The sequence below is a fragment of the Cylindrospermum stagnale PCC 7417 genome, from assembly GCF_000317535.1.
GTDB lineage: Bacteria > Cyanobacteriota > Cyanobacteriia > Cyanobacteriales > Nostocaceae > Cylindrospermum > Cylindrospermum stagnale.
Genome location: NC_019757.1, coordinates 2,646,796 through 2,670,675, shown reverse-complemented (window position 1 = coordinate 2,670,675; position 23,880 = coordinate 2,646,796). Strand labels below are relative to the sequence as shown.

Here is a 23,880-nt window from a genome sequence, read left to right as displayed (position 1 = left end):
GAAAAAAGGTTATAGAACGACAGGTGAATATCTCGTGGTTAACCCACCAAAAGTTCGCCTTGTAAATGGGCATCCAGGTGTGATTTTACCAGGAGTTCCAACAATCGTAGGTCTACCACCAGTCGGGTAGATTCTTCGTCCACCAATAGCATTTTCTAATTCATCATTGCTTAACTCGTCGAGGAAAGTTTCTGAATCTTCAAACAATTCAGTGCCAGCGGCTTTTAGTTCATTAATTTTCAGCTTTGCCATTTCAGTTACACCCATCAAATCTGCGTTGTTTGCGAAATAAAAGAAAATTTTTATTTCTGATTCCAGTCTAATAAATGCCACTCTGGTTTTTAAAACTATTTCATTTATATTCGGGGCGTAAGAATAACATTTTTGTCTTTTTTGTGATGATTCAGTCTATATTTAAATCTGTTGAATACTATTTTAGGAATCGTTTGCAGCAAAAAGTGCTAAGAAGTAGCATAAACCTAATAGCAGACTAGGTTAAATTTTATTTGCCTAGAATTTTAGCTTAAATTCACGGAGATTTATTCAATTATCTTGAAAAATTTTGATGTTTCTATTGAGCTAATATGGAAACAATTATGTCATGAAATACATTACATTGCACTCAATCATAAGGGGACTTTAAGAAGTTTTACCACCTTTTTAAGGGGGGCAAGGGGGGATCTCGATCAATTTTGATACTTTTCAAACAACCTCTAAAATTGATCTTCATATGCCTAAGTGCAAATCTGCTTTTGACTTCTTTCTGCCGAGAATATTTCAGCTAAAACAACGGGGAATTTCGTTACTGGCGTTACCGTAATAATCCAAAATTTCCTGAGTCCGTTTCACCATAGACTCCATCAAAATTGCCATCTTCTTTTTTACCACCAATTGTTCTGTCGGTGAAACATCAGGAACTTCTGCCAGCAGCAGTCTTGTCATATCTTCGTGTTCTCCTTCCTCATTGATTCCAGCGTGCTGCAATATGGGGTTATAAAATTCAGCGGGTAGTTCTTTGGCTTGACACTGCTGTTTAAACAATTCGTAGAATGTCTTGTCGTCTTGCTCGAATAGCAACAACGCCGCTTTAAAAGACAAAGGATGTTGGTAAGCAAAAACTCCTAAACTAGAACAAACGGCGAAGGTCATCGGTAAAGGTTGCATCCTCTCCAGTTGCTCTTGCTTGATTCCCACACTATTCAAAGAACTCTCAATCAAACGGTCATGATGCAACTCAGAAACAAAGAAGTCTCGGAGGAGTTTTTGCGTGGCTGTTGATTCATAATTGGCCAAGGACGGAGCCAAGAGTCTCGGACACAAATGGGTAATGTGATAGGATTCCAAAGCATAGCCAATCAACTGCTCTTTGGTAATTGTCCCATCAGCCATCTTTTGGGAGAAAAGAGAGGGCGGAAATTGCAAATTCAGGCTTTCTAGAAATCGGTATAACTCTCGATAAAACTGTCTTCCACTGAGGCTATGTGACTTTATCTCTCTTTGGGTCTCTGTCAGAAAGCCACGGTGATTGAACTCCATCAGTAATTCAGGAATATCTTCTTGAATTCCCGGACAGGCTTGAGCCAACTCTTCTGGTGACAAGCCACCAATCTGCAAAAGCCTGAATAATGTAACAGTCTCCTCCTGATATTCTGGCGGAATAGTAATGGAGCATCCTTGCTCACAATAACGAATTTCTACCTGGCTATCTTGGAATTTTAAAAATACCCTATCTTGGAAAAGGGGCTGTTGGAATAAAACTTTACTCACTGACATAATTACTTTCCTTGCTTAAATAGTTGCAACTCGTTGCAGTAAATTGCTGGTGTTGGCGTAGTGGTTCCAGATAGATTTATAGAAATTGTTATAAAGTTCTACAAACAGATAAGTTTGCCCTTTTAACCTTTGCCTCATTTGTCCATTAATTTGGGGTATTTCTTGATAAATACGACGAGTTAAGCTTTCCGATTCACGATTGAGTTTTCTGTTGGTCAATTGTTTAATCGGTTGGATAAAACTAGAGTCAAGTTCAACCCGCTCACAAAACAGAATATAAGACTCGATAATTTTTAATTCCCGCTCTACCAAAACTTCCAGCTTACTCAATAAAAATAGCGGTTCAAAGTTTGCCCAATATGTTAAAGCATTATACATTGCCATTGTTTCTGTAAGTGGCATTATTTCTATCAGTTGTTCTCGGTTAATACCAATGGTATTAAGTGCTGCCAGTAATAACTCATCTTGCCCATATTCTTGAGAGTAAAGTTCTTTAATTAATTGTCGAATTTCCGTTGAGCTATGAAAGCTCAGTATTGGAGAATAGAAATAACAATTTTGGGATAATAAGTGGTAATGCTCCATAGCAAAACCATACAGTATATTCATAGGTAAATCAAATGACGTTGAATTTATTGCTTTCCAAAATGGGTTTTCATTAAGGCTCTCGTCGAGTAATTTATTAGTCAAATCCTCCAACTCTAAAAGCGTATCAATACATGAATTAACCCTCGACTCGGCAACTTCATCGAGAAAACCCTGCTTGTCTAAATTCCGAACAATTTCATTAATGATTTCGGGTTTATTAGGAGAGAATATTTCTTGGAGTTCTTGCAGGCTATGACTACCATCCATCATTAAGAGAATTTTTTGTAACCTTTCTCTTGATTGACCTTTAACCTGAAAAGCAAAATTTCGGTCATTCTGCGAAAGAATAATCTGCTCTTGATAGAGATTAACCTGACAAGCTAATAGAGGACGCATCTCTGTAAACTCCTGATTAGCCAATTCGATGTTTCTATCTGCTGTAATACTTTTCATCGGATTTTCTTAACTTTCGATAATTGTAGGTTTAGACATGAAACTACTCTCTCGCATATATGCTCTGGAACTAATTGTGTTTCTTCTTTTACTAAAACTTGAGCCAATACTTCATCTTGCACCTGTAATTAAGATTCACATTTCTAGATACAATATCTTTGCTAATTCCAGATTTATCACCTTTCTGATGAAATACTTGAAAACCTTCACTCCTTAAATGCATAATTCAGAAGCGAAGGTATTTACTCAATGGAGTTTATAGAGTGACGGGTGTTCTGGTCCTAACAGTTGGAATTCTAGTAGTTAGGATATCTCCACCAATTATGGTTCTAGTTGTACGTCGATCAATTTGGACTCTACCGGTTATAAATCCGCCATTTGGGGAGAAGTATCCAAATCCACCCAGCGCATTTACCAATTCATCATTGTTTAGCTCGTCGAGAAAAGTTTCTGAATCTTCAAACAATTCAGAGCCTGCGGTTTTTAGTTCATTGATTCTCAGCTTTGCCATTGCAGTGACCTCCAATAAATATATAATTTATTTTTGGTTTCTGATTCCAGTATAATAAATGCAATTCTAATTGTTGCAACTATTTTAATTAAATTCAGGGCTTAAAAATAACATTTTTGTCCCTTTTGTAAGAATTTCGTCTATATTCAAATCGTTGTAATGCTCTTCTAATAATCTTTCACGACAAGCAATGCCAAAAGCTAGCATGGAATTGCTAGCAGATTACGGTTAATTTCTGCACTTGAATCGTAGCTTAAACTTACAGCATACCTCATACTTTTTCTATTAAAAACTACTTGTGTTTGTTCTTTTACTCAATCTTGAGTCAATGCTTGTTCTTGCACCTAGAATTGACATTCACATTTCTAGATACAAGATATGATGTTAATGATTTATCCCACACTGCTCTGACGCAGTAGCTAAATATCTTCACTCCTTAAACGCATAATTAAGGAGCGAAGATATTTACTCAATGAAGCTTATAGTGTCACAGGTGTCGCGGGTCTAACAGTTGTAAAGCTAGTAGACCTGTCTCAATTGGAGGTCTAGTTGTACCTTGATTGATTGGGACTACACCAGTAGTAAACCCACCATTTGCGACTCTACCAGCGCCTTCCATATCCGTAGCCTCCATGCCGATGGCCTCCATGACCGTAGCCTCCATGTCGGCGTCTTCCATATCCATATCCACCTACAGCATTTGCCAGTTCATTACTGTTTAGCTCGTTGAGGAAACTTTCTGAATCTTCAAACAATTCAGTGCCAGCAGATTGAAGTTCATCAATTTTTAGGTTTGCCATTTGATTTACACCCATTTAATCTGTATTGTTGGCAAATCAAAGAAACTTTTTGATTTCTGATTCCAGTCTAGTGAATCTAACTATAAGTTTTTCAAAAGTTACAGTTAGATTCGGGACATAAAAATTACTTTTTTGTCTCTTCAGTAATGCTTCAGTTTACAATTAAATCGTTTAAATACCCATATAGCTACCGCTTACAGGAAAATGCTGCCAATAAGCAGTATGAATATTAGACTCCAACGATTTATTCCCTTAAACTTTAGCTTAAGCTGACGGCGAATATTCAAGTTTATCGAAGGCGTATTATAATATTTATAAAATGTCAATATTGCAATAATTATGTCATTAAAAAATGTATTAAGTTCCTCAAGGAAATTTTAAGTGGCAACCGATGATTTAGGGATTGGGTAAGAGATAAACTAATCCTTGTTTGGACAGATTAATAGAAAACTTCAAAGGAGATAAAGCAATAGCTAAAATCAAAATTGATAGTTTAAGTAAGTAGGCAAAAAAAAATAAATCTATGTTAAGTAAAGTAAAAAATGTTGAACTTAGCTCGTAGTGAGCGGTTCTTAGCTCTACTTTGATGGCTAATAGCAGATCACTACGAACCTTTCATTATTTACGTTTCTCTACACTTATACGTGCTGTAATTTAGGAGAATAGTAAACCAAGCTGTCTATCTACCTCAGGTAAAATTTTTCATCAATTCAACTGGCGCAATTTGTTGTTCAATCCAGTCTTCAAACAAAAGGTCAATGATTTGATGACGCAGGTCGTTATCCAATTGTACTTGGATAATCTCTTCCACAAAAATCAGGTGTATTCCTTTAGAAGTGACTATCGGTTTGAGAATCTGAGGTGGAGTAGCAGCAAAGACCGCAGCAGAAAGTTCTGGCTTTAAATCCTGGCGGCGCACTGTCCCCAAATATCCCCCTCTTCGGCGTAACTCAATATCCTGGATGTATTTATGAGCCACATCATAGAAATTCATCTCACCTTCTTGAATGGCATAGAAAAGTTCTAGCGCCAAGTCTTCATCATCTAAGACAACTTCATGCATCACCACACCAGCATAGTCTAGCTGATGTTCAAAGAAGTAAGGTTCAATTTTATCTGCAAACAGATGTTGGCTTAATTTCTCAAAAATGAGATTACTGTAGATCATTTCTTCAAAATCATCTAAGGAGAAACCATGTTTTTCTAACCATGTCCAAGTATCTTTGGTACTGTTGAGTTTGTTGATTAATCGGAATAAATCTGCTGCTTTTTGTAATTCTTCTATCTCAACTTTTATGCCAACTTCTTCAGCAGTACTCATAACCAAGTTGTGGATGATGATCTGCTCAGTTATTTCCGGTATTTTGCGGGATAACTTGACTTGATCAAGAATATCTTCGTTGGTAATAGTCATAGATCTTGACATGATATCTTCCTTACATTGCTTAGAAAAAATTAAAAGTTAAGATACTGACTTTACCTCTTATTCTATTGGTTGAGAATAAGCATTGAAATTGCCTAAATATGGTAAATCTGCTACAATTTTGATCCTCCCTGCTGCAACTTCTTAAACGGATCAAGTAGAAAATCAATAATTCGGCGCTGGCGCACAATCACCTCGGCTGTTGCCGTATCGCCTGGACGCAAGGCAATACATTTATTAGCAGAGGGAATACAATTTTGTTTTAGGGAAATATCTAAGTTATAAGCTGCCATTTTTCCATTAGGTGTATCTATCTCTATAGTGGTAGGAGAAATATTAATTAATTCACCTGCTATTACCCCATAATCTTGATAAGGATAAGCATCAAATTTTATTTTTACTGGCAATCCTATTCGTAAAGAACCACTTTCAGAAGTAGCCATTTGTGCCCGAATTATTAAAGGTGAATTTAGGGGGGCAATCTCCGCTACCATTGTCCCTGGCTGAACAACAGAGCCAGCTTTTTGAATTGGTAGCTGAAATAGCGTACCATTGGCAGTAGCTTTGATATCTCGTTGCCCCAACTGAAATTTTAATGATTCAATCTGTCTTTTACTTTGAGCAATTTCTGACTTCAGCGAAGTAATTTCTGTTTCCATATTCTTCTGCTGTTCGGCGATTTTAAGCACAGCTAGCTGACCAGATTGGGTCAAGCTTTGATAACTTCTTTCCTGTTCTTTTAGTCGCAACTTAGCCTGCTCAATTTCTGCATTAATTTGGCGAATATTTCGCTCATAGCTAGTTTTTTGTTCGGCTAAACGTAACTTAGCCTGTTCAATATCTGCTTTACTTTGCTCATATAATTTTTGCTTATCTTTAGCTATGTCTTGCTTTTCTACAACATTAATTTCTGGAACAATTCCTGCCTGTTTTAGCTTGCTGTAGCGTTCAACTTCCCGCTGAGTACTTGCTAAACTGCTCTCTACTAACTTACTAGCATTTTGACTATGCTCAAGAGTTTGCTGTGCCTGATTGACTAGAGACAGTTTTTCATTTTTTTGTAATTCATAGGAATTTTTTAGAGCCTTAATATTCTGTCGTGCTTGGTCAATCTGAGTCTGCTTTTCTAATTGTTGAGATTGATTTTGTTGTTCTTGAGTTGCCAAGGATGCAAATAACTGAGTTTTGGATGAATTTAACTGAGCAAGTCGGTTTAATTGTCCTTCTAATTTATCCTGGGTCTGCCGTAATTCTGATTGGACTAATTCTGATTCTAACAATAACAAAGTCTGCCCAGCTTTAACCGAATCACCTTCTTTTGCCCGAATTTCGACAACAGTTCCTACCACAGGTGCATCAAGTTTAATTGTCTTGTCTTTCGGTTCAACTTTTCCCTTGGCTATACCAGTTTCATCCATCCGAGAAAGGGTTAGCCAAGGTAAAAGTATAGATATAAATAGAACCAAAAAGTATAGCAATCCTCTTGTCCAAACCTGGGGCAAGCTATCTAGTGATTCTTTGGTTATGTCAGACCAACCATCAGTTGTTCTAGCAGGTCTTGGCGGCGATAAAATTTCCTGATGCGGCGGATTTTCTGGTAGTGAGTTGTTTGTGGGTCTCTTTAATGTATTTGGCATATTTTTTACTGTCACCGATTTTTTAGTTGGGATTAATAATAATTATGGTTTGGTTAGCTTGTTTATCACGTTGATCTCCCCCCAATTCCTAAGAGGTTGGGGGGAGCTAGCAATCTAATATGTTCATTCAGAACCATAAAATTGCTGTTGATTAAGATAGAAATAATGTCCCTGCTTCGCCATCAATTTTTCATGATTTCCACTCTCAATTACCACACCTCTGTCTAGTACTAAAATCAAATCTGCTTTTCGCACGGTGGAAAGACGATGGGCGATTAACAATGTGGTTCTTCCCTTGAGGATTGTGTTCAAATTTTGCTGAATAATTCTCTCTGATTCGGTGTCTAAATGAGAAGTTGCCTCATCTAAAATCAGCAATTGGGGATTACCTAATAACGCTCTGGCAATAGCTATTCGCTGTCGCTGTCCACCAGACAACAACCCCCCACCTTCACCAATTTGGCTTTCGTAGCCCATTGGTAATTTTTTAATAAACTCATCGGCACCTGCTAGTTGTGCTGCCTCGATAACTTCTGCTAAATTTGCACCTGGATAGCCTAAGCTAATATTTTCCCGAATTGTGCCGCCAAATAAAAAGGTATCTTGGTCAACTACACCGACTTGCTGACGTAAGGAACTTAAGGAAATAGTGGTAATATCATGTCCATCAATCAAAATTTTGCCTTCTGTAGGGGTATACAAGCCCAAAACTAACTTAGAGATAGTAGTTTTTCCTGAACCACTTCGTCCTACCAGCGCTACTATGTTCCCAGGTTTGACTTCAAAACTGAGATTTTCTAAAATATTGATATTGCTTTCGGGGCGATAACGAAAGGTCACGTTTTCAAAGCGAATGTGACCTTTTAGTGGTGGTAAATTTTGCCGGATTTGGTGCTGTAAATCTTCTTCTGGTTGCGTCTCTAAGACATCATTAATTCGTTCTACTGCAATCACGACTTCTTGCAATTCTTCCCACAAGACGCTTAATCGTTGAAAGGGCGAAATAATATTTCCTAGGAGCATATTAAATGCTACCAATTGCCCAATGGTTAACTGGTTGTGAATTACCTGGTGTGCCCCAAACCACAGCAAAGCAGTAGTGATTACTGCTTGAATTGTGCCACTGAATAGTTGTAGACGAATACCAATGACTTGCCCGGAAAAGTTAGTTTTTATTTCTTTGTTTAATAACTCTTCCCAATGCCAACGCACTGTTTGTTCCACTGCTGTAGCTTTCACTGTCCGTACACCAGTTAGGGCTTCAATTAGGTAGCTACTCTCTTTGGCAACAGCACTAAATATTTCTCTGGAAATTCTTTGTAAAAAAGGTGTGGCAATTAAGGCTAGCAAGGCAAAAGGCGGGATAATTAGCAATACGAGTAATGCCATTTGCCAACTGTACCAAAACATTAATCCTAGATAGATAAAGACTGTGAGTAAATCTAGCAGGATAGATAATGCTTCACCGGAAAGGAAACGTTGAATTTTGCGGTTTTCTTGGACGCGAGAGATTATATCTCCGACATAACGGGACTCGAAGAAACTTAAGGGTAGCCGCAGGGTATGGCGAATAAATGCGACAATGAGTGCCAGGTCTATTCTATTGGCTGTGTGGTCTAGCAGATATTGCCGCAACCCTGTCATCACTACTTGGAAGAGGTTAAAGATCAGCAAACCTAATCCCACCGCTGTTAAGGTGAGTTCTGATCTTTGGACGATGACGCGGTCTAAAATTAATTGGGTAAATAGGGGGGTAATGAGTCCGAATATCTGGATAAATACGGAAGCGATAAACACTTCTAGCAATACCACAGAGTAAGATTTCATTAACTCAAAGAATTGCCAAAAGGGGGTGTAGGTCTCTTTGGCTTCTTTAAGCATGGTTGTTGGTTGCAGCAGCAGTGTATAACCAATCCAGCCGGCTTTAAATTCGCTGTGGCTGAGGGTGCGTTGACCAATGGCGGGGTCGCCGACGATCACGTGTTTGGGGGTAATTTCGTAGACAACGATGTAGTGGTTGCCTTCCCAGTGGACTATGGCTGGTAAGTTTTGCTTTGCTAACTGCTGAAGACTGGCTTTTATTGGTCGTGTGGTAAAGCCGATGCTTTCTGCTGCTGTTACTAACCCCTGCAAGCTGGCGCCATTACGGTCTACATTGGCGATATCCCGCAAGCGATTGACGGTAAAGTGTTTGCCCCAATATCGAGACACCATGACTAAACAAGCTGGGCCACAGTCAGAGGCGTCATGTTGGGCAAAAAACGGATAACGCCGGATCACTCGCTGCCATAAGTGCCCGACTTGCTGATTGGGGCTGGGAAAATAGGCTTGGTGAATCTTTTGATCGCGTGTTGGTGAAGCGGCCTGTGACGAAATATCTGTTTGATAGTTTGTGTTTGATTCGGCTGCGGTGACTGGGGGTTTTTGCAGGATATTACGCGATCGCGCCTTGACCCACAAATGTTCGCGAATTTGGGGATATTTGGCCATTAATGGCCATAACACACGACTCGGAACAAAACACAGTTGCAAGTTTACTGAAGCCCTGGCCGCGTAAGGTTGTAACTCGGCATCTGGGAATAAGCTAAATTCGCCAAATGATTCCCCCGGCTCCAAGGTAGCAATTAACTCATCGGTACTAGAAAGTAACCTGACCTTACCTGCGATCGCAATATAGATGCCTGGTTCAGCATCAGTTCCTTGCCAGAACTTGCCGACTTTCGGGTTAAGATATTTAATTTGTGAAAGACAATGTTGAAATTCTTCTTCGTCCAGAGAATATCCCAGAATGTTGTTGAACTGTTGCCGAGACAGTAACTCAGCGGATAAATTGTGCACCATGAGTATCTAAATCTTTGCTGAATTTTGCGAAGTTCATCGGCAGAAATTCGCTATTATCTGGAACTGTTGCCGATTTAAGATCACCAATGAAAATTTTGGAACCCTGAACCTGCTCTTGGTTATCGCGGGGTTTTGGTCGCGTGGATAACCCCATTTGTTTAAGTAGTCGCTTGATATGGCGATCGCTCACCGCCACCCCAAATTCCTTTGCTAGATGTTTTTGCAGCCAGTTCGCTGTCCACCGTTGAAAAGAATAGCCATAATCGCGGGGACTACTGCTAACTAGCTCCTGCAAACGCTCTAAATACCTATCATTCACTGCTTTAGGGCGACCAATCGGACAATCCTGCCATTGGTGCGCCATCCCCATCCGGGCAATGTGTGTCCAATGTCTTACCGTTGCTGCACAACACCCCAAAATTTGACAAATTTCTGTTTGAGTTTTACCTTCATCTGCCAACAACATGATTTCAATTCGCTGGCGGTAGGACTCTAGTAACTTTTTTTGTAAGCTCTCTAGCAGCAATTTACGCTGAAATGGTGTTAAAAACATAACTTTATAGTTACTTGTGTAACCTCTGTTTCCACTTATTTGAGATCCAGACATCTACTTAGTAATTCACATTTTTTAGAGATGCAAATGTTTTGTGTTCGATGTCTAGTTTTTCAGCAATTCTCAAAGAGATTTTAGCTACTGTCTCTTGCCTAAAAAGTTGACTTAACTCTGTTTAGACAGAGATTTAGTGACAAATCATGTTTGTTGATTCCGACGAATAAAGCCTAAATTGTCCAGTTCGCTATGTTGGGAAAATCACAGCATGTATATTGATTATTTTTTTATAAAGTGTTAAATTTAAATCTAGATACTTATTAATCTCAAATTTGAGAAAAATCGGCTAAATCGAAAAGTTTTTTATTATTTTCTGATGAAAAATTTTGCTTCGAGGCTTTTGTGAGGAGAGCCTGGCAAAGCTAAATACATTACCCCCAGAACTGTGTCGAATCAGATGAGGATAGCTATTTATTAGCTTAAATTCTGATCAAGGGCAGCGTGACTATAAATGTCGTGCCTAATCCAACTTCACTATTGACTAAAATATCGCCCCCCTGTGCTTCAACACACTTTTTTACAATCGCTAGCCCTAAGCCAGTACCAGGAGCTTTCCCAACATTTTCTCCCCGATGGAAAGGCTGAAACAGTCGCTTTTGGTCTTGTTTGGCGATGCCTATTCCCCAATCTTGAAACTGGAAAATTACTGAGTCATCCTGAGCTATTAATTCAAATCTGACTGTGCCTCCTGGTAGTGAATATTTAATCGCATTATTCAGCAAGTTTCCCAAAATGTGCCGCAACAGAGTTTCATCTCCTAATATTTCGCCCAATTCCCCAAAAGTGGCGAACACGAGAGTTAGATGCTTATCTAGAGCGGTCAATTGAGATTCTTCCACGATTTGGCGGCAGAAAGCTGCCAAATCCATCGGACTGAGTTCGCACCGCAGTTTGCTGCTTTCGGCTTTACCGATGAATGAAACTTCATCCAATAGCTGGGCCATGTTTTTGATCGCCGAGCGAATCATCTGAAAATGCGTAATTTTTTTATCTTTGGTTAATTTGTCATCGCTGTTTTGCAATAATCCCGCAGCTAAGAGAATCGTATTTAGGGGATTGCGAATGTCATGAGAGAGCATCGAGACAAATTCAGATTTGAACTGATTGATTTCTTTGGCTTTCACCAATTCAGCAGTTCGTTCCTCAACCCGTGTTTCTAATGTTTTATTAACTGTGCGTAATGATTCCAAAAGCTGCTTGCGTTCAATCGCATAATGGACGGCGCGAACTAATACATCTACATTTACCTGCCGCTTGACTAGATAATCTTGGGCCCCCTGCCGTACTGCCTCGATTGCTAGTTCTTCGTCGTTTGTATTCGTCAGGACAACAATCGGTGTGCTAGGAGCTTGACAGATCAGCAGAGGTAGGGATGATAATCCTTGACTGTCAGGAAGGGTGAGATCCAACAAAATCACATCATAAGTAGACTGACTTAGTTTATTGAATGCATCCCGCAGTCGCTGCACATGAACCAAACTAAAGTTTTTGGACTTGGCTTGCTTGAGATACTCTTGTAACAACCTAGCTTCTGCCAGGTTGTCTTCAATCAACAAAATTTGTAATGAGTAGCTCGCAGCTATCATCTTCTGGTTTTGCCCCCAATTGAATCTCTATGTTAAAAGTACTGAGTCCTAAGCCCTGAGTCTTGAGTCCTAAGTTAGAAGTTAGGAATTCTCCTTGTCCCCCCATCACCCTTTGGTTTTATGCCGATGGTAGGGTGGCAGTAGAGAGCCAAAAGTCTTCGATCCCCTTGACGATTTGGAATAACTGGCTGAGGTTGCGGGATTTAGTGATGTAACAATTTACGTGTAAGTCGTAGCTATGAAAAATGTCATCTTCATTTTTTGAGGTTGTCAACACTACTACAGGAATACGTTTTAGATTGGGGTCGGTTTTGATTTCTGCTAGCACTTCTCGGCCGTCTTTTCTGGGCAAGTTCAAATCTAGCAAAATCAGATCAGGGCGTGGTGCATCAACATATTCTCCTTCTTGGCGGAGATAAGCCATCGCATCCACGCCATCCCTGGCTGTCACGACTTTGTGTAGTAGTGCGCTATTTTTCAAGGCTTCTTGAATTAAGCGGATGTCAGCTTTATTGTCCTCAACTAAAAAGATTATTTTGTGCTTTCCTTCCATTTCTTCGTTCATGCTCGCGCCCTCCGACGGGAATCGTAAAGTAGAAGGTTGCGCCCTGACCGAGTTGTGACTCTACCCAGATTCGCCCCCGGTGGCATTCGACAATCTTCTTGCATATAGCCAAGCCCATACCAGTGCCGGGATATTCATCCCTTGTATGTAGGCGCTGAAAGATGATAAAAATGCGATCGCTAAACCGTGGATCAATCCCAATCCCATTATCCCTAACTGAGAACAACCATTCATCCTCTAGCCGCTCTGCTCCCACATGAATTTGTGGTGGTTTGTCACTATGGAACTTGATAGCGTTGGCAATCAGGTTCTGAAATAGCTGCATCAGTTGCGTGTTGTCAGCCATCACAGATGGTAAGGGATCGTGAGTAATTACCGCTCCAGCTTCGGCAATGCGTTGACGCAAATTACCAAGGGCGCGTTCTAAAGGTGTTTCTACCCCAATCAGTTGAAAGGCGATCGCTTGACTGTCCACTTTAGAATATGCTAGCACGTCATCAATCAATGTCTGCATCAGGCTCACTCCCTCCACAGCATAGTTGATAAACTCTTTAGCATCAGCATCCAGTTCTTCTTGATAACGCATCTCCAACAACTGCACGTAGTTGGCTACTTGATTGAGTGGTTCTTGCAAGTCATGGGAAGCGACATAAGCAAATTTTTTCAACTCAGCATTAGAACGTTCTAAATCTTCAGCTAACTGAGCCAGTTCATCAGCTTGTCGCAGCACAATATTCACAATGGCTTTCCGCAGTTCTAAAGCTGCTTTAATTTCCACATATTGCCAAGGTAAAGATGTTAAGCGAACTGTTTCTTTCCACAGATCAAATGATTTACGCGGACACAAACGCGCATTTCCATCTGATTGACTCAATGCAAACGCATTATTTGGATCTCCACCCCAATTTACAGTTTGAATTACTTCTGGTCGAAACCACAAAACATAATTCCGCTTAGAAATGGGAATAGCTAACAAACCGCTGGCAACGTTTTTGAACTTTTCGGCATCTGGATAAATCTGCGGTAGAGAATCGGTATAGAAGACTTCTTCGGCAACATTACTCTTCAGCCATTCAACTAAAAAATACAAATCTTCTTCTTTAGGAGTCTCACCAATTACCGTGCATTTTCCCCCAAAACAGACAGCTGCACCTTGAGCACTCGTTAAATCTAGGAGATTTGGCTGGTTTTGAATTAAACCATCAATAAAGTTTTCTGCTTGGGACATATATTCAACCAGTCTTGATTGAATATGTGTCAAATTCATCCGATAACCATAATCTTCTGTTTCTTCTCTAGCGGAAATTTCAGCAAATATCACTCGTCCCAAAAACTCACATGCTTTCCTCAACTCGTAAGACACATACTTGGGTACTTGATGATGACAAGCAATTAGCCCCCAGAGTTTTTCATCTTTAATCAAAGAAATCGTCAAAGAAGAACCAACACCCATATTATGTAAGTACTCTAAATGACAAGGTGCAGCACTTCTGAGAATAGAGTTTGTCAAATCAGTCGGACGCTCATTTACCGGATTATTAACTGGAAAAATTTGTACAGGTTGAGCATTAGCTTGGGGAATTGATCTAATCGAATTAGAAATAAATAATTTTCTAGCTGGTTTAGGAATATCTGACTCTGGAAAGTGCAATCCTAAATAAGACTCCAGGCTGTCTATTTTTTCTTCAGCAACGACAGAACCATGTCCATCATCATCAAATTTATATAGCATCACCCTGTCAAATCCTGTGACCTTCCGCACTTCCTGGACAATGATTTGACAAAATTCCCGGAGATTTGTGGTTTTTTCTAATTGATTAATCGAAGCTCTCGCCAAATGGTAAAAGCTCAAAAAAGGAATATTTTCTTGAGAAATAGCAGGCTCTAATTCCAGAATCAAAAGCCCCTGAGAATTACGGTGAAAAACGGCATCAAACACCGTATATTCATCACCTTTTTTTCTTACCCATATTTTTGTCGGGTTGATGAAATCGAGACTCTGCTCTGATAACCCTGATTTAATTCGCTCTATTTGAAATGGATCAAGTAAGTCTTCTAATTTTTTTTGCAACAAATTTTCGGCAGGAATTCCGAAAACACTCAATGTATTAGTGCTAACTTGTAATACCTTTAGCTCAGGCTCTTCTAAAACCAACAAAATACCATGCGGCTGAATTTGGCTAGAAAGATGAATCGATGCCTCTTTCAAGCTAATTACATTAATATCTTGCACTTGTAAATCTGCTTTCATCACGATTCTCCGCTATATATCTGGGAGCATCAAAAGTAGAATATTGATAGCCTTTTATCAGCTATCCGGTTTACCACTCTACTTTAGATGTAGTTTTCTTGAGACTTTTAAATTTATTTACAGATAGTTCAGAAATAGGCCCATGCTGTGATTATTTTCCCATATTTAATCAGTTGAGTTGGGGCGTGGTTCTCTAAGCTACTGATGTTTTAAAGCTTAACAGGTAGCAAACCTGTATACCCATAAGAAATGTGAAACCTAGGTGATTAACTCAACTACCAATAATGTAGCTGTGTTACCGTTAATGTAGCTGTGTTAAGAAAAACCTTAAGTTTGAAACTTTTACTAATTTACATAAAATCTCTCCGACTTGACGTCCGAACTTATCGCCTGTTTCAGGGAAGGTAGGTTTCTGATGTGTGGCGACATCAGGGTAACTTTATATTACATCTCCTTCTTCACAATGTCTTGACTTAAACCCAAGACTCAAACCACATTCTTAGTTTGTAACCGTCAGCAGAGAGGGGTAAACCCAAATAAATTGGCATCCAGAAAATAAAACCGACAAAAATGGCAAAGGTAATAGTTACACCAATGGCGCGAAATTGCCAATAGTAACTGCGAATACATTGATCTACAAGCCAAGCAATCGCTAAAAATGTGAATACCACCGCACACATATAATGATAGATAAAAACGCACCTTGTGACCTTCACCCAAGGTAGTAAGTTAGCGGCATAATTTAAAACTAAATACAGTGCAATCCAAGTATCAACGCTCAGAGTAGCAGGCAAAGAAAACCGATTTTGCCGCACCCAAGGAACTAAGACTTGTGATATTAGCATCCCGACTAAAAAAACAATGGCAGCGACACCAAACCACCACAAAAAGGGATTGCCCATCGCATGAACATCATAACTGACTTCCCCCGCTCCAGAAGGTAAAGGTGGCCCCAATACAGGTAGGGCATCGGTTGCACTTTGAGCCGTTTGGTAATAATAAGCCATTGGTCGAGTCATCAACGGCCATTTGTACCATGCAGCACAGTAAGGATGTACGGTGTTACTATTACCGCCCATCCGGAGATGAAACTGCAAAATTTGCTGATGGACTGCGATAAATCCATATCTTTTATCTAGCTGAAGATGGGGAATCCAAATAACGCTATAGACTACAGCCGGAATAATTCCCAAATAAAATAACATCTGGAAAATATTTAGCTGAGTTAGGTTTTGTAGAGGTGTCTGAATCTTAGATGAGATTGCAGTTGAGGAACTAACAAGGGGACGCAAATAAGAGAATAGGGGAATGCGGGGTTGTTTTGTTTGAACGAGCAAAGCAAAAGATTGCAACCAACGAATTATCCAAGCTGCAATCCACAGGAAATAAGCACCCAACAAAAACCATAAGCCATTCCACTTTGTCCCAGATGACGCACCAAAAGCAATGCCAGAAAGCACTAACCAAAATAAACGTCGTTGCTTTTGTTTGGACAATGCCAATAATAAAAACCACTGCCCTAGCAAACCAAAGATGACAATATAAATATTGTTTAGAGCATAACGAGATTCTACAAGAAATAAGCCATCTAAAGCTGTAAACAAGCCGGCAAGCAAGGCAAAGCTATGGCGATAACTCAATTGATAAGCAATTGCGGCTACAACTAGGGGAATAAATGAACCAGTCAGGGCATTTAACCACCGATAACTCCAAGGCGAGCGCAAAGAACCTGTCAACCCATTTATCGTATCCTGCCCAATGGGGATATGACTACCAAGCCAAATGCCAATGCCAATAATATATTGACTCAGCGGCGGATGAGCATTAAAAAATGGCGTATGGGTGAGATAATTATTACCGAATTTGGCAAAGTAAATTTCATCAAATACCAGGGTGTTAAATCGATCCAGCCCCCAAAAACGCAAGGATAGTGAGAGGAGAAATATTCCTGCCATCCCAAATCGGAACCAATTTTTAGTCATTAGTCAGTCGCTGCACTCCAATTAAAAATTCGTCTGGAAAATAAATTTTGTAGAGACGTTGCATGCAACGTCTCTACATTTTTTCCCACAATAGGTCTAATGCCAACCCTGATCATTAGGTTTAAGTTTGCTGTTCGACTTTTGCCACTGCTAGCATTGTCTTTAAAACCGAATCTGGATTTAGACTGATGGAGTCAATTCCTTGTTCTACTAAAAACTGGGCAAATTCTGGGTAATCGCTGGGTGCTTGCCCACAAATGCCAATTTTGCGATTGCTTCGGGCGGGGCGTAGCCCATCGCGATTTTTGGCGGCGGCTATTGCCATTTTTACCATCCGTTTCACACCTTGACTGCGTTCATCAAACAACCGCGCCACTAAGGCTGAATCCCTGTCTATGCCTAGTGTTAGCTGAGTTAGATCATTGGAACCAATCGAGAAACCATCAAATATCTCAGCAAACTCTTCAGCCATAATTACATTATTCGGCAACTCGCACATTACATAAACCTGCAAGTTATTCACGCCTTGCTGTAAACCATTTTTTGCCATTTCTGCCAACACCAAGCGCCCCTCATCAGGAGTGCGACAGAAGGGAATCATTGGGATGACGTTGATTAAACCCATTTCTTCCCTTACCCGCTTGATAGCCTGACACTCTAGGGCAAAAGCTTCTCTGTAGCCTGGATCATAGTAACGCGCAGCCCCCCGCCAGCCCAACATGGGATTTTCTTCGTCAGGTTCAAATTGTTTACCACCTAAAAGATTAGCGTATTCGTTACTTTTGAAATCTGACATTCGTACAATCACAGGTTTGGGATAAAATGCCGCCGCAATTATGCCAACGCCTTGGGCTAATTTATCTACAAAATACTGAGATTTATCAGCATACATTGCCGTAATTTCGGCAATTTTCTTTTGGACAAATTTGTCTTTTAATAAGTCATAGTGAATCAAGGCCATTGGATGGATTTTAATTTGATTGGCAATGATAAATTCGGTTCGTGCTAAACCGACTCCATCGTTGGGTATGGCAGCTAAACTCAAAGCTTCTTGGGGATTACCAACATTCATTAAAATTTGAGTGCGGGTGCGGGGTAAGTTATCTAGGCGAACTTCTTGAACTTCAAAAGGTAATAAGTTGGCATAAACTTTGCCTTCTTCTCCTTCTGCACAAGATACTGTTATTTCTTGATTATCTGCTAAGATTTCTGTAGCATTGCCACAGCCAACGATCGCAGGTACACCCAATTCCCGCGCAATAATCGCCGCGTGACAGGTGCGTCCACCAGAGTTGGTGACGATCGCACTCGCACGTTTCATAATTGGTTCCCAATCGGGGTCTGTTCTATCTGTCACCAAAATCTCTCCCGCTTGGAACTGGTCGATTTTATTCGTGTCTAACATCAAGTTAACTTTGCCCTGACTAATAGCTTCTCCCACAGCGCGACCAGTTACCAAAGGAGAATTTTGTCCGGTTCCCAGGAGGCGATAACTCCGCAACAGGTTTCCGTTTTTCTGCGACTGGACAGTTTCCGGACGTGCTTGGACTACAAATAATTGGTTGGTAATGCCATCTTTTGCCCACTCGATGTCCATCGGGGTATAGCTGTTGTGGACTTGGGAATAATGCTCTTCAATTAAACAAGCCCAACGTGCTAGTTGTAAAATTTCTTCGTCGCTAATGGCAAATTTATCTTTTTCACTTTGGGGAACGGGCAGATTTTTGGTAAGTTTTGAGCCGTCATCATAAACCATTTTTAAGGCTTTACTGCCCAATCTTTGATCAATTATCGGGCGGAAACCTGTTTTTAAAGTTGGTTTAAATACATAGTATTCATCAGGATTTACGGTTCCCTGAACGACATTTTCGCCTAAACCGTAGGCAGCGGTAATCAGTGCTACGTCCTGAAAGCCGGTTTCTGTATCGATGGAGAAGATCACCCCAGAAGATGCTAAGTCAGAACGCACCATTTTTTGCACGCCCACGGCGAGGGCAATGCTAAAGTGGTCAAATCCCTTGGTGTGGCGATAGGAAATGGCGCGATCGGTAAATAGGGAAGCAAAGCAGCGATGACAAGCGGCTAAAACCCCTGGGACAGTGACGATATTCAGAAAACTTTCTTGCTGTCCGGCGAAACTAGCATCGGGGAGGTCTTCAGCGGTGGCACTAGAACGGACGGCGACATCTGTATCTGCATGATAGCGCTCACAGAGATTTTGGTATGCTGTGGCGATCGCATCCCGCAGTTGATCGGGGAATGGTGTGTGCATCAATAGCGATCGCGCTTTTTTCCCTCTTTCTTGTAAATTTTTAACATCCTCAACATCCAAATCAGCAAAAATTTGGCGCAGCTTTACTTCTAACCCGGCTGATTCGATGAAATAGCGATAAGCATAAGCAGTAGTAGCAAATCCCATCGGCACATTCACACCTTTAGGCGTCAACTGCTGAATCATTTCCCCCAATGATGCATTCTTACCACCAACTAAAGGAATGTCAGCAATGCCAACTTGATCAAACCAGAGAACGAGGGAGCTATCTTTAGCAGATTGAGATACAGTCGTTTTAGATACTGTAACCATTCAGTATTACCTCTCAATTAAACGCGAAAATTATCAGTTTGTAATCGCTAATAAATTTTGCTTATATTCAATTTTAGAGTTGGGATTTTAAATTAGGCAATTAAGTGCAACGCTATAGCCACAAAAAAATTACAGTTTTTCGGGATAATGACTGTATCAAAATACAGGATGCAATAGACAATGCCGCAACTAGAGCGACTGCTAAAAATGGCAGAAGATGAGTTAACTGAGTACAGTACTGACGCCCGCAAGATGGAAAAACTGCGCCGGAAAATAGGTTTATCAGTATCGGCAGCAGAACAGCGGCAAGTCAAAGCGGCATTATTAGCGACTATGCAATCTGGTGGAATTGCGAAAATAGTCGAAGAACAAAGGCAAGGAGTCGCCTTACCATTTTGGGGAATTGCCGGCTTGGGTTTGTTATTTGGAATTTCTCTCAATCAACCCATCGGCTTGTTAGCAGCTGTAGTTGGGACAGCAGCAGCTTACAGAATTCAAAAATGGGGATGGCAATTGCAGGCAAACCGGCTACTGTTACAAACATTAGAAGATATTGAAGTGCGAATTGCCCAACCGAATAAGTCATAAAACAATTCAAAATTCAAAATTCAAAATTCAAAATTGAAGAGTGTTTCAAACGGGGATTTAAACCCCGACTGAAACGCTCTTCTATGTGTAGACGTTCGCACAGCGTTCTGTAGGAAAGAGTCTAATACCCCTTTCCTTGCTGATACAGCACTTCCCAGTGTCATGAGGTACAAGAACCCCTCCCCCAACCCCCTCCCCGCAAGCGATGAGGGGGCTATGATGTACCTTATAACAAAGGAATCCGCTGTATAGCAATTGCACATCGATAATTTGCTTTTCGATGTGCATTTAATATTGGGTGATGCCTGCGACACGCTACGCGTTAACGTTGGTGTTACTTTACCGAAAAACTGGGTCTAAAGCCCCGTCCGGAGACGGCTTTTGATTGTATTTGATTAATCTTATACCAAATGTGATAGTATAAGATAGGAGGTAAAAACGATGCTTGTTTTTGAGTTTAAAGCTTATGGTTTGGCAGCCCAACTAACAGCAGTAGATGATGCAATTCGCACTGCAAAGTTCATCCGAAATAGCTGTATTCGGCTATGGATGGACGTTAAAGATACAGGTAAAAACGATTTGCAGAAATATTGTGCAGTCCTGGCGGCTAACTTTCCCTTTGCTAATGAACTCAATTCAATGGCTAGACAAGCTTCTGCTGAAAGAGCTTGGTCTTCTATCTCTAGGTTTTATGACAACTGCAAGAAGGGAATTTCTGGAAAAAAGGGGTATCCTCAATTCCAGAAAGATTGTCGTTCTGTAGAATACAAAACATCAGGATGGAAGCTGGCGGATAATCGTAAATCCATAACATTCACTGACAAAAAAGGGATTGGGCGATTAAAACTCAAAGGTACTCGTGATTTGCACTTTTACCAAATCAACCAAATAAAACGGGTAAGATTGGTAAAACGTGCGGACGGCGTTTATGTTCAATTCTGTATTGATGTTAACCGTTTTGAGAACATAGAACCGACTGGAAATACAGTTGGGCTAGATGTCGGACTAAAAGAGTACTACACCGACTCTGATGGAACAATGGTTGAAAACCCTAGGTTTCTTCGTATTGGTGAAAAAGTTCTCAAGCGTTCACAACGTCGTGTTTCCAGAAAAGTAAAAGGGTCAAAAAATAGAGGCAAGGGCCAACAGATTTTAGGAAAGCGCCACCTCAAAATAAGTAGGCAACGTAAAGACCATGCTGTGAAATTAGCACGGTGCGTAGTTCAGTCTAACGACTTGATAGCCTATGAAGATTTGAGGGTGAAAAATTTGGTGAAAAATCATTGTTTAGCTAAGTCTATTAATGACGCATCTTGGTATCAGTTCCGTGTCTGGGTTGAATACTTTGCCAAAGTATTTAAGCGCGTCACGGTGGCGGTTAACCCGCAGTATACTAGCCTTGAATGCTCTAGTTGTGGTGTCATTGTTAAAAAAACACTATCCACTCGAACCCATGTTTGTAAATGTGGTTGTGTGATGGATAGAGATGAAAATGCAGCTAGAAATATCCTGAGTCGAGGATTGGGTACGGTAGGGCATACCGGAACCTTTGCGCTAGACGCAAGCAACGCTTGGGGAGATGAAACCTCTACTCAAATTGGTGAAAACCTGTTTGAGCAAGTTATGTCTTAGATTCAAGAATCCCCGTGCGTTCACGCCGGGGAGTGTCAATAATCAACGGTTGCTCCCTCTGCTTTCAGCTACTTTTTAATTTGTCGTTGACTTTGCTATTACCCCTAGCTGTAACCCAGGTGGATAGTTACCTTCGTCTTTGATTTGCTTGATTTCAGCCTCGGTAATCGGCAAATTTAATTTTTTTGCTAAACACTGGATAATATCCCCTCGATCAATCACACCGGCTACTGCACCGGCGGGAGAAAGGACAGTGATTCGGGGTAGCTGTTCATTTTCCAGTTTGTTAATTACCTCCGCGACAGAAGTTGATTCAGCAACGCTGGGTATTGTTGTCAGGGGATGGACGATGCTGTGCAGGGTTTGGATTTCCCATTGACTTCTTTCAATTGTTCGCAAATCGTCAATGAAAACCATACCCCGGTAACGTCCATCAGAAGCGGCAAAATAAACTCGCGGTGAGGTAGTTGCCAAAAGGTCTAGGTCGGCGAAGTCACGTAATGTTTGATCTGCATCGACCACACGAAAATCACGGGTCATAGTATCGGCAGCGGTTAGCTTTAACAAGGTTTCTTGTAATGTGGTGACGCGGTCGTAGCTGTTGGCGTTGCGAACAGCAAACCAACCCAACATCACAATCCACAAACCAAACACTAATTCTTTGGTGAGGAAGTCTATAGCAAATCCCAAAGCGATCGCACCATAACCTAAAATTTGCCCCGCCTTTGCTGCCAAATGTACGGCTTGAAAGCGATCGCCTGTGATTTTCCATAGTGCTGCTTTTAACACTTGTCCCCCATCGAGTGGTAAGCCAGGAATCAAGTTAAATAAGGCGACAACTAAGTTAATTCTCGCCAAATCCCCCACCATCACACTGAGGGGGCTAGTTTCTGGAATCACATTTGTAGCGAGACGTAGCAGCAAAAATAGGGTGATACTAACTACAGGCCCAGCGATCGCCACTTGAAAAGCTTTGCCCGGTGTTTTTGACTCTTCTTCTATAGCAGCAATGCCACCAAACAGAAATAAGGTGATGGAGTTAACCTTAATACCTTGTGACTGGGCAACCAAGCTGTGACCCAATTCGTGCAACAATACAGAAGCAAATAGCAACAGGGCCATGACAATGCCAGCACTCCACGCCGTGACTGTCCCCCATTCCTGGTAAGCCACCCCAAAATTGAGGGTTGCCAGCCCTAAAATTACAAACCACAACGGGTCTAAAAATAGCGGAATTCCAAATAAAGACCCTACTCTCCAATTTGTTTGCATTATATTATCCTAAAACTAGATATTTCCAGCAGTCTCTATCCTGAATATGGTGTGTGTATTTCTAGATAAAAATCGCTCTAGCACATCAACATAGTCTCGGTGCGAGATGCTCTAACTACTAGAATAAACAATTAATTCCTCTTCATCACTTTGGGAGTAACGTCCTATCATCAGTCGCAGATTTCTAGTCCATAACAAGCTTGCGTTTTTATTTATACTTATGTATTTATTTAAGAATTTTTGTTAACTCTTGCACTGGTCTACTGAAAGTTGTCGTCACACAGATAAAACAAGGCAGGGATAGCAAACGCTGTATTGTCGGTAAATATGGGTAAGAGATCCGTTTTCCAAATCTTTCCTTTATTTGTAAAACCTTGAACACTCATAAACCAGAGTTCATGATAATCTGAGTTTTACAACGTACATACTAATGCTGTATTGCTGAGATAGACAGTATGCTTTTACAAGCTTTTTACATCAAAAGCCTTGATGAAATAGACACTGTAAATCTTCCTGCTGGTGAAATCCAGGCGCGGAAGATTGCCAAAACCGTTTCAGTAATTCCTACTTTTATTATTTATGCACTATTTTTGCCATTGTTGATGATTTTACATTTTTGTCATCAACCTACTCAAGAAAAAGTGCAGATTATAATTTTTTATTTCCTGCTTAAACCAATTCGCTGGCTTTGCTATAAAATAATTTTCTTCATCTGTCATCCGTTCGTCACTGGTAATTAAGTTTCAGATCCCCGAATTCTCTAAGAAGTCGGGGATCTTGTTGT

At 40.6% G+C, this 23,880-nt stretch carries 18 protein-coding genes; 3 read left to right on the top strand and 15 right to left on the bottom strand.

All coding sequences use genetic code 11. From position 1 onward, the window contains the following. Positions 1-9: 9 nt before the first annotated feature. The 14 genes from CYLST_RS10800 to ppsA form a co-directional block, all read right to left on the bottom strand. Positions 10-267 carry a hypothetical protein gene (locus tag CYLST_RS10800; RefSeq protein ID WP_015207762.1) on the bottom strand — a complete coding sequence of 86 codons (258 nt, stop codon included), beginning with the start codon at positions 265-267 and terminating at the stop codon, positions 10-12. A gap of 510 nt (positions 268-777) precedes the next feature. Beyond that, entirely contained in the window at positions 778-1,773 is a 996-nt protein-coding gene (locus CYLST_RS10795; protein WP_015207761.1) for a thiaminase II/PqqC family protein, read from the bottom strand. A 15-nt stretch (positions 1,774-1,788) separates the two neighbouring features. Further along, the gene (locus CYLST_RS10790) at positions 1,789-2,814 is read right to left on the bottom strand and encodes a TENA/THI-4/PQQC family (RefSeq protein WP_015207760.1); all 1,026 of its coding nucleotides are present in this window, start codon (positions 2,812-2,814) and stop codon (positions 1,789-1,791) included. 256 nt (positions 2,815-3,070) lie between these two features. After that, positions 3,071-3,325: a hypothetical protein gene (locus CYLST_RS10785; protein WP_015207759.1), complete on the bottom strand. Its 255-nt coding sequence runs from the start codon at positions 3,323-3,325 to the stop codon at positions 3,071-3,073. Between the two features lie 602 nt (positions 3,326-3,927). Beyond that, positions 3,928-4,125, bottom strand: coding sequence for a hypothetical protein (locus CYLST_RS33305; protein WP_157162562.1), 198 nt, complete (start codon positions 4,123-4,125; stop codon positions 3,928-3,930). A 688-nt stretch (positions 4,126-4,813) separates the two neighbouring features. Continuing rightward, complete coding sequence (locus CYLST_RS10775) at positions 4,814-5,551, bottom strand: peptidylprolyl isomerase (RefSeq protein WP_015207755.1); 738 nt, start codon at positions 5,549-5,551, stop codon at positions 4,814-4,816. Between the two features lie 110 nt (positions 5,552-5,661). After that, positions 5,662-7,185: a beta-barrel domain-containing protein gene (locus CYLST_RS10770; RefSeq protein WP_015207754.1), complete on the bottom strand. Its 1,524-nt coding sequence runs from the start codon at positions 7,183-7,185 to the stop codon at positions 5,662-5,664. 123 nt (positions 7,186-7,308) lie between these two features. Then, on the bottom strand, positions 7,309-10,026 hold the full coding sequence (locus CYLST_RS10765; protein ID WP_015207753.1) for a peptidase domain-containing ABC transporter: 2,718 nt from the start codon (positions 10,024-10,026) through the stop codon (positions 7,309-7,311). After that, on the bottom strand, positions 10,004-10,579 hold the full coding sequence (locus tag CYLST_RS10760; RefSeq protein WP_245587488.1) for a helix-turn-helix domain-containing protein: 576 nt from the start codon (positions 10,577-10,579) through the stop codon (positions 10,004-10,006). The genes CYLST_RS10765 and CYLST_RS10760 overlap by 23 nt, the downstream gene beginning before the upstream one ends. A gap of 476 nt (positions 10,580-11,055) precedes the next feature. Next, on the bottom strand, positions 11,056-12,222 hold the full coding sequence (locus tag CYLST_RS10755; RefSeq protein WP_015207751.1) for a hybrid sensor histidine kinase/response regulator: 1,167 nt from the start codon (positions 12,220-12,222) through the stop codon (positions 11,056-11,058). 118 nt (positions 12,223-12,340) lie between these two features. Beyond that, entirely contained in the window at positions 12,341-12,787 is a 447-nt protein-coding gene (locus CYLST_RS10750; protein WP_015207749.1) for a response regulator, read from the bottom strand. After that, complete coding sequence (locus CYLST_RS10745) at positions 12,741-15,038, bottom strand: sensor histidine kinase (RefSeq protein ID WP_015207748.1); 2,298 nt, start codon at positions 15,036-15,038, stop codon at positions 12,741-12,743. The genes CYLST_RS10750 and CYLST_RS10745 overlap by 47 nt, the downstream gene beginning before the upstream one ends. A 473-nt stretch (positions 15,039-15,511) precedes the next feature. Further along, a complete protein-coding gene (locus CYLST_RS10740; RefSeq protein ID WP_015207747.1) occupies positions 15,512-17,020 on the bottom strand; it encodes a dolichyl-phosphate-mannose--protein mannosyltransferase in 1,509 nt (502 codons plus the stop codon). Between the two features lie 121 nt (positions 17,021-17,141). Further along, a complete protein-coding gene (gene ppsA, locus CYLST_RS10735; RefSeq protein WP_015207746.1) occupies positions 17,142-19,604 on the bottom strand; it encodes a phosphoenolpyruvate synthase in 2,463 nt (820 codons plus the stop codon). A gap of 180 nt (positions 19,605-19,784) precedes the next feature. On the opposite strand from ppsA, the gene CYLST_RS10730 reads away from it, so the two are divergent. Both CYLST_RS10730 and CYLST_RS10725 read left to right on the top strand, forming a co-directional pair. Then, a complete protein-coding gene (locus tag CYLST_RS10730; protein ID WP_015207745.1) occupies positions 19,785-20,192 on the top strand; it encodes a hypothetical protein in 408 nt (135 codons plus the stop codon). A gap of 441 nt (positions 20,193-20,633) precedes the next feature. Further along, positions 20,634-21,824, top strand: coding sequence for an RNA-guided endonuclease InsQ/TnpB family protein (locus CYLST_RS10725; protein WP_015207744.1), 1,191 nt, complete (start codon positions 20,634-20,636; stop codon positions 21,822-21,824). A gap of 75 nt (positions 21,825-21,899) precedes the next feature. Here CYLST_RS10725 and CYLST_RS10720 read toward each other — a convergent pair whose 3' ends face one another. Continuing rightward, on the bottom strand, positions 21,900-23,096 hold the full coding sequence (locus tag CYLST_RS10720) for a site-2 protease family protein (RefSeq protein ID WP_015207743.1): 1,197 nt from the start codon (positions 23,094-23,096) through the stop codon (positions 21,900-21,902). Between the two features lie 455 nt (positions 23,097-23,551). Between CYLST_RS10720 and CYLST_RS10715 the strand changes: the two genes are divergently transcribed. Beyond that, positions 23,552-23,836, top strand: a complete 285-nt coding sequence (locus CYLST_RS10715) for a hypothetical protein (RefSeq protein ID WP_015207742.1) — start codon at positions 23,552-23,554, stop codon at positions 23,834-23,836. Positions 23,837-23,880 lie beyond the last annotated feature (44 nt).

Coding starts and splice junctions, on each gene's coding strand:
- CYLST_RS10760 (WP_245587488.1), bottom strand. CDS start 10,579: ATGTTTTTAACACCATTTCAGCGTAAATTGCTGCTAGAGAGCTTACAA.
- CYLST_RS10770 (WP_015207754.1), bottom strand. CDS start 7,185: ATGCCAAATACATTAAAGAGACCCACAAACAACTCACTACCAGAAAAT.
- CYLST_RS10785 (WP_015207759.1), bottom strand. CDS start 3,325: ATGGCAAAGCTGAGAATCAATGAACTAAAAACCGCAGGCTCTGAATTG.
- CYLST_RS10715 (WP_015207742.1), top strand. CDS start 23,552: ATGCTTTTACAAGCTTTTTACATCAAAAGCCTTGATGAAATAGACACT.
- CYLST_RS10765 (WP_015207753.1), bottom strand. CDS start 10,026: ATGGTGCACAATTTATCCGCTGAGTTACTGTCTCGGCAACAGTTCAAC.
- CYLST_RS10800 (WP_015207762.1), bottom strand. CDS start 267: ATGGGTGTAACTGAAATGGCAAAGCTGAAAATTAATGAACTAAAAGCC.
- CYLST_RS10740 (WP_015207747.1), bottom strand. CDS start 17,020: ATGACTAAAAATTGGTTCCGATTTGGGATGGCAGGAATATTTCTCCTC.
- ppsA (WP_015207746.1), bottom strand. CDS start 19,604: ATGGTTACAGTATCTAAAACGACTGTATCTCAATCTGCTAAAGATAGC.
- CYLST_RS10720 (WP_015207743.1), bottom strand. CDS start 23,096: ATGCAAACAAATTGGAGAGTAGGGTCTTTATTTGGAATTCCGCTATTT.
- CYLST_RS10730 (WP_015207745.1), top strand. CDS start 19,785: ATGCCGCAACTAGAGCGACTGCTAAAAATGGCAGAAGATGAGTTAACT.
- CYLST_RS10725 (WP_015207744.1), top strand. CDS start 20,634: ATGCTTGTTTTTGAGTTTAAAGCTTATGGTTTGGCAGCCCAACTAACA.
- CYLST_RS10755 (WP_015207751.1), bottom strand. CDS start 12,222: ATGATAGCTGCGAGCTACTCATTACAAATTTTGTTGATTGAAGACAAC.
- CYLST_RS10750 (WP_015207749.1), bottom strand. CDS start 12,787: ATGAACGAAGAAATGGAAGGAAAGCACAAAATAATCTTTTTAGTTGAG.
- CYLST_RS10745 (WP_015207748.1), bottom strand. CDS start 15,038: ATGAAAGCAGATTTACAAGTGCAAGATATTAATGTAATTAGCTTGAAA.
- CYLST_RS33305 (WP_157162562.1), bottom strand. CDS start 4,125: ATGGCAAACCTAAAAATTGATGAACTTCAATCTGCTGGCACTGAATTG.
- CYLST_RS10775 (WP_015207755.1), bottom strand. CDS start 5,551: ATGTCAAGATCTATGACTATTACCAACGAAGATATTCTTGATCAAGTC.
- CYLST_RS10790 (WP_015207760.1), bottom strand. CDS start 2,814: ATGAAAAGTATTACAGCAGATAGAAACATCGAATTGGCTAATCAGGAG.
- CYLST_RS10795 (WP_015207761.1), bottom strand. CDS start 1,773: ATGTCAGTGAGTAAAGTTTTATTCCAACAGCCCCTTTTCCAAGATAGG.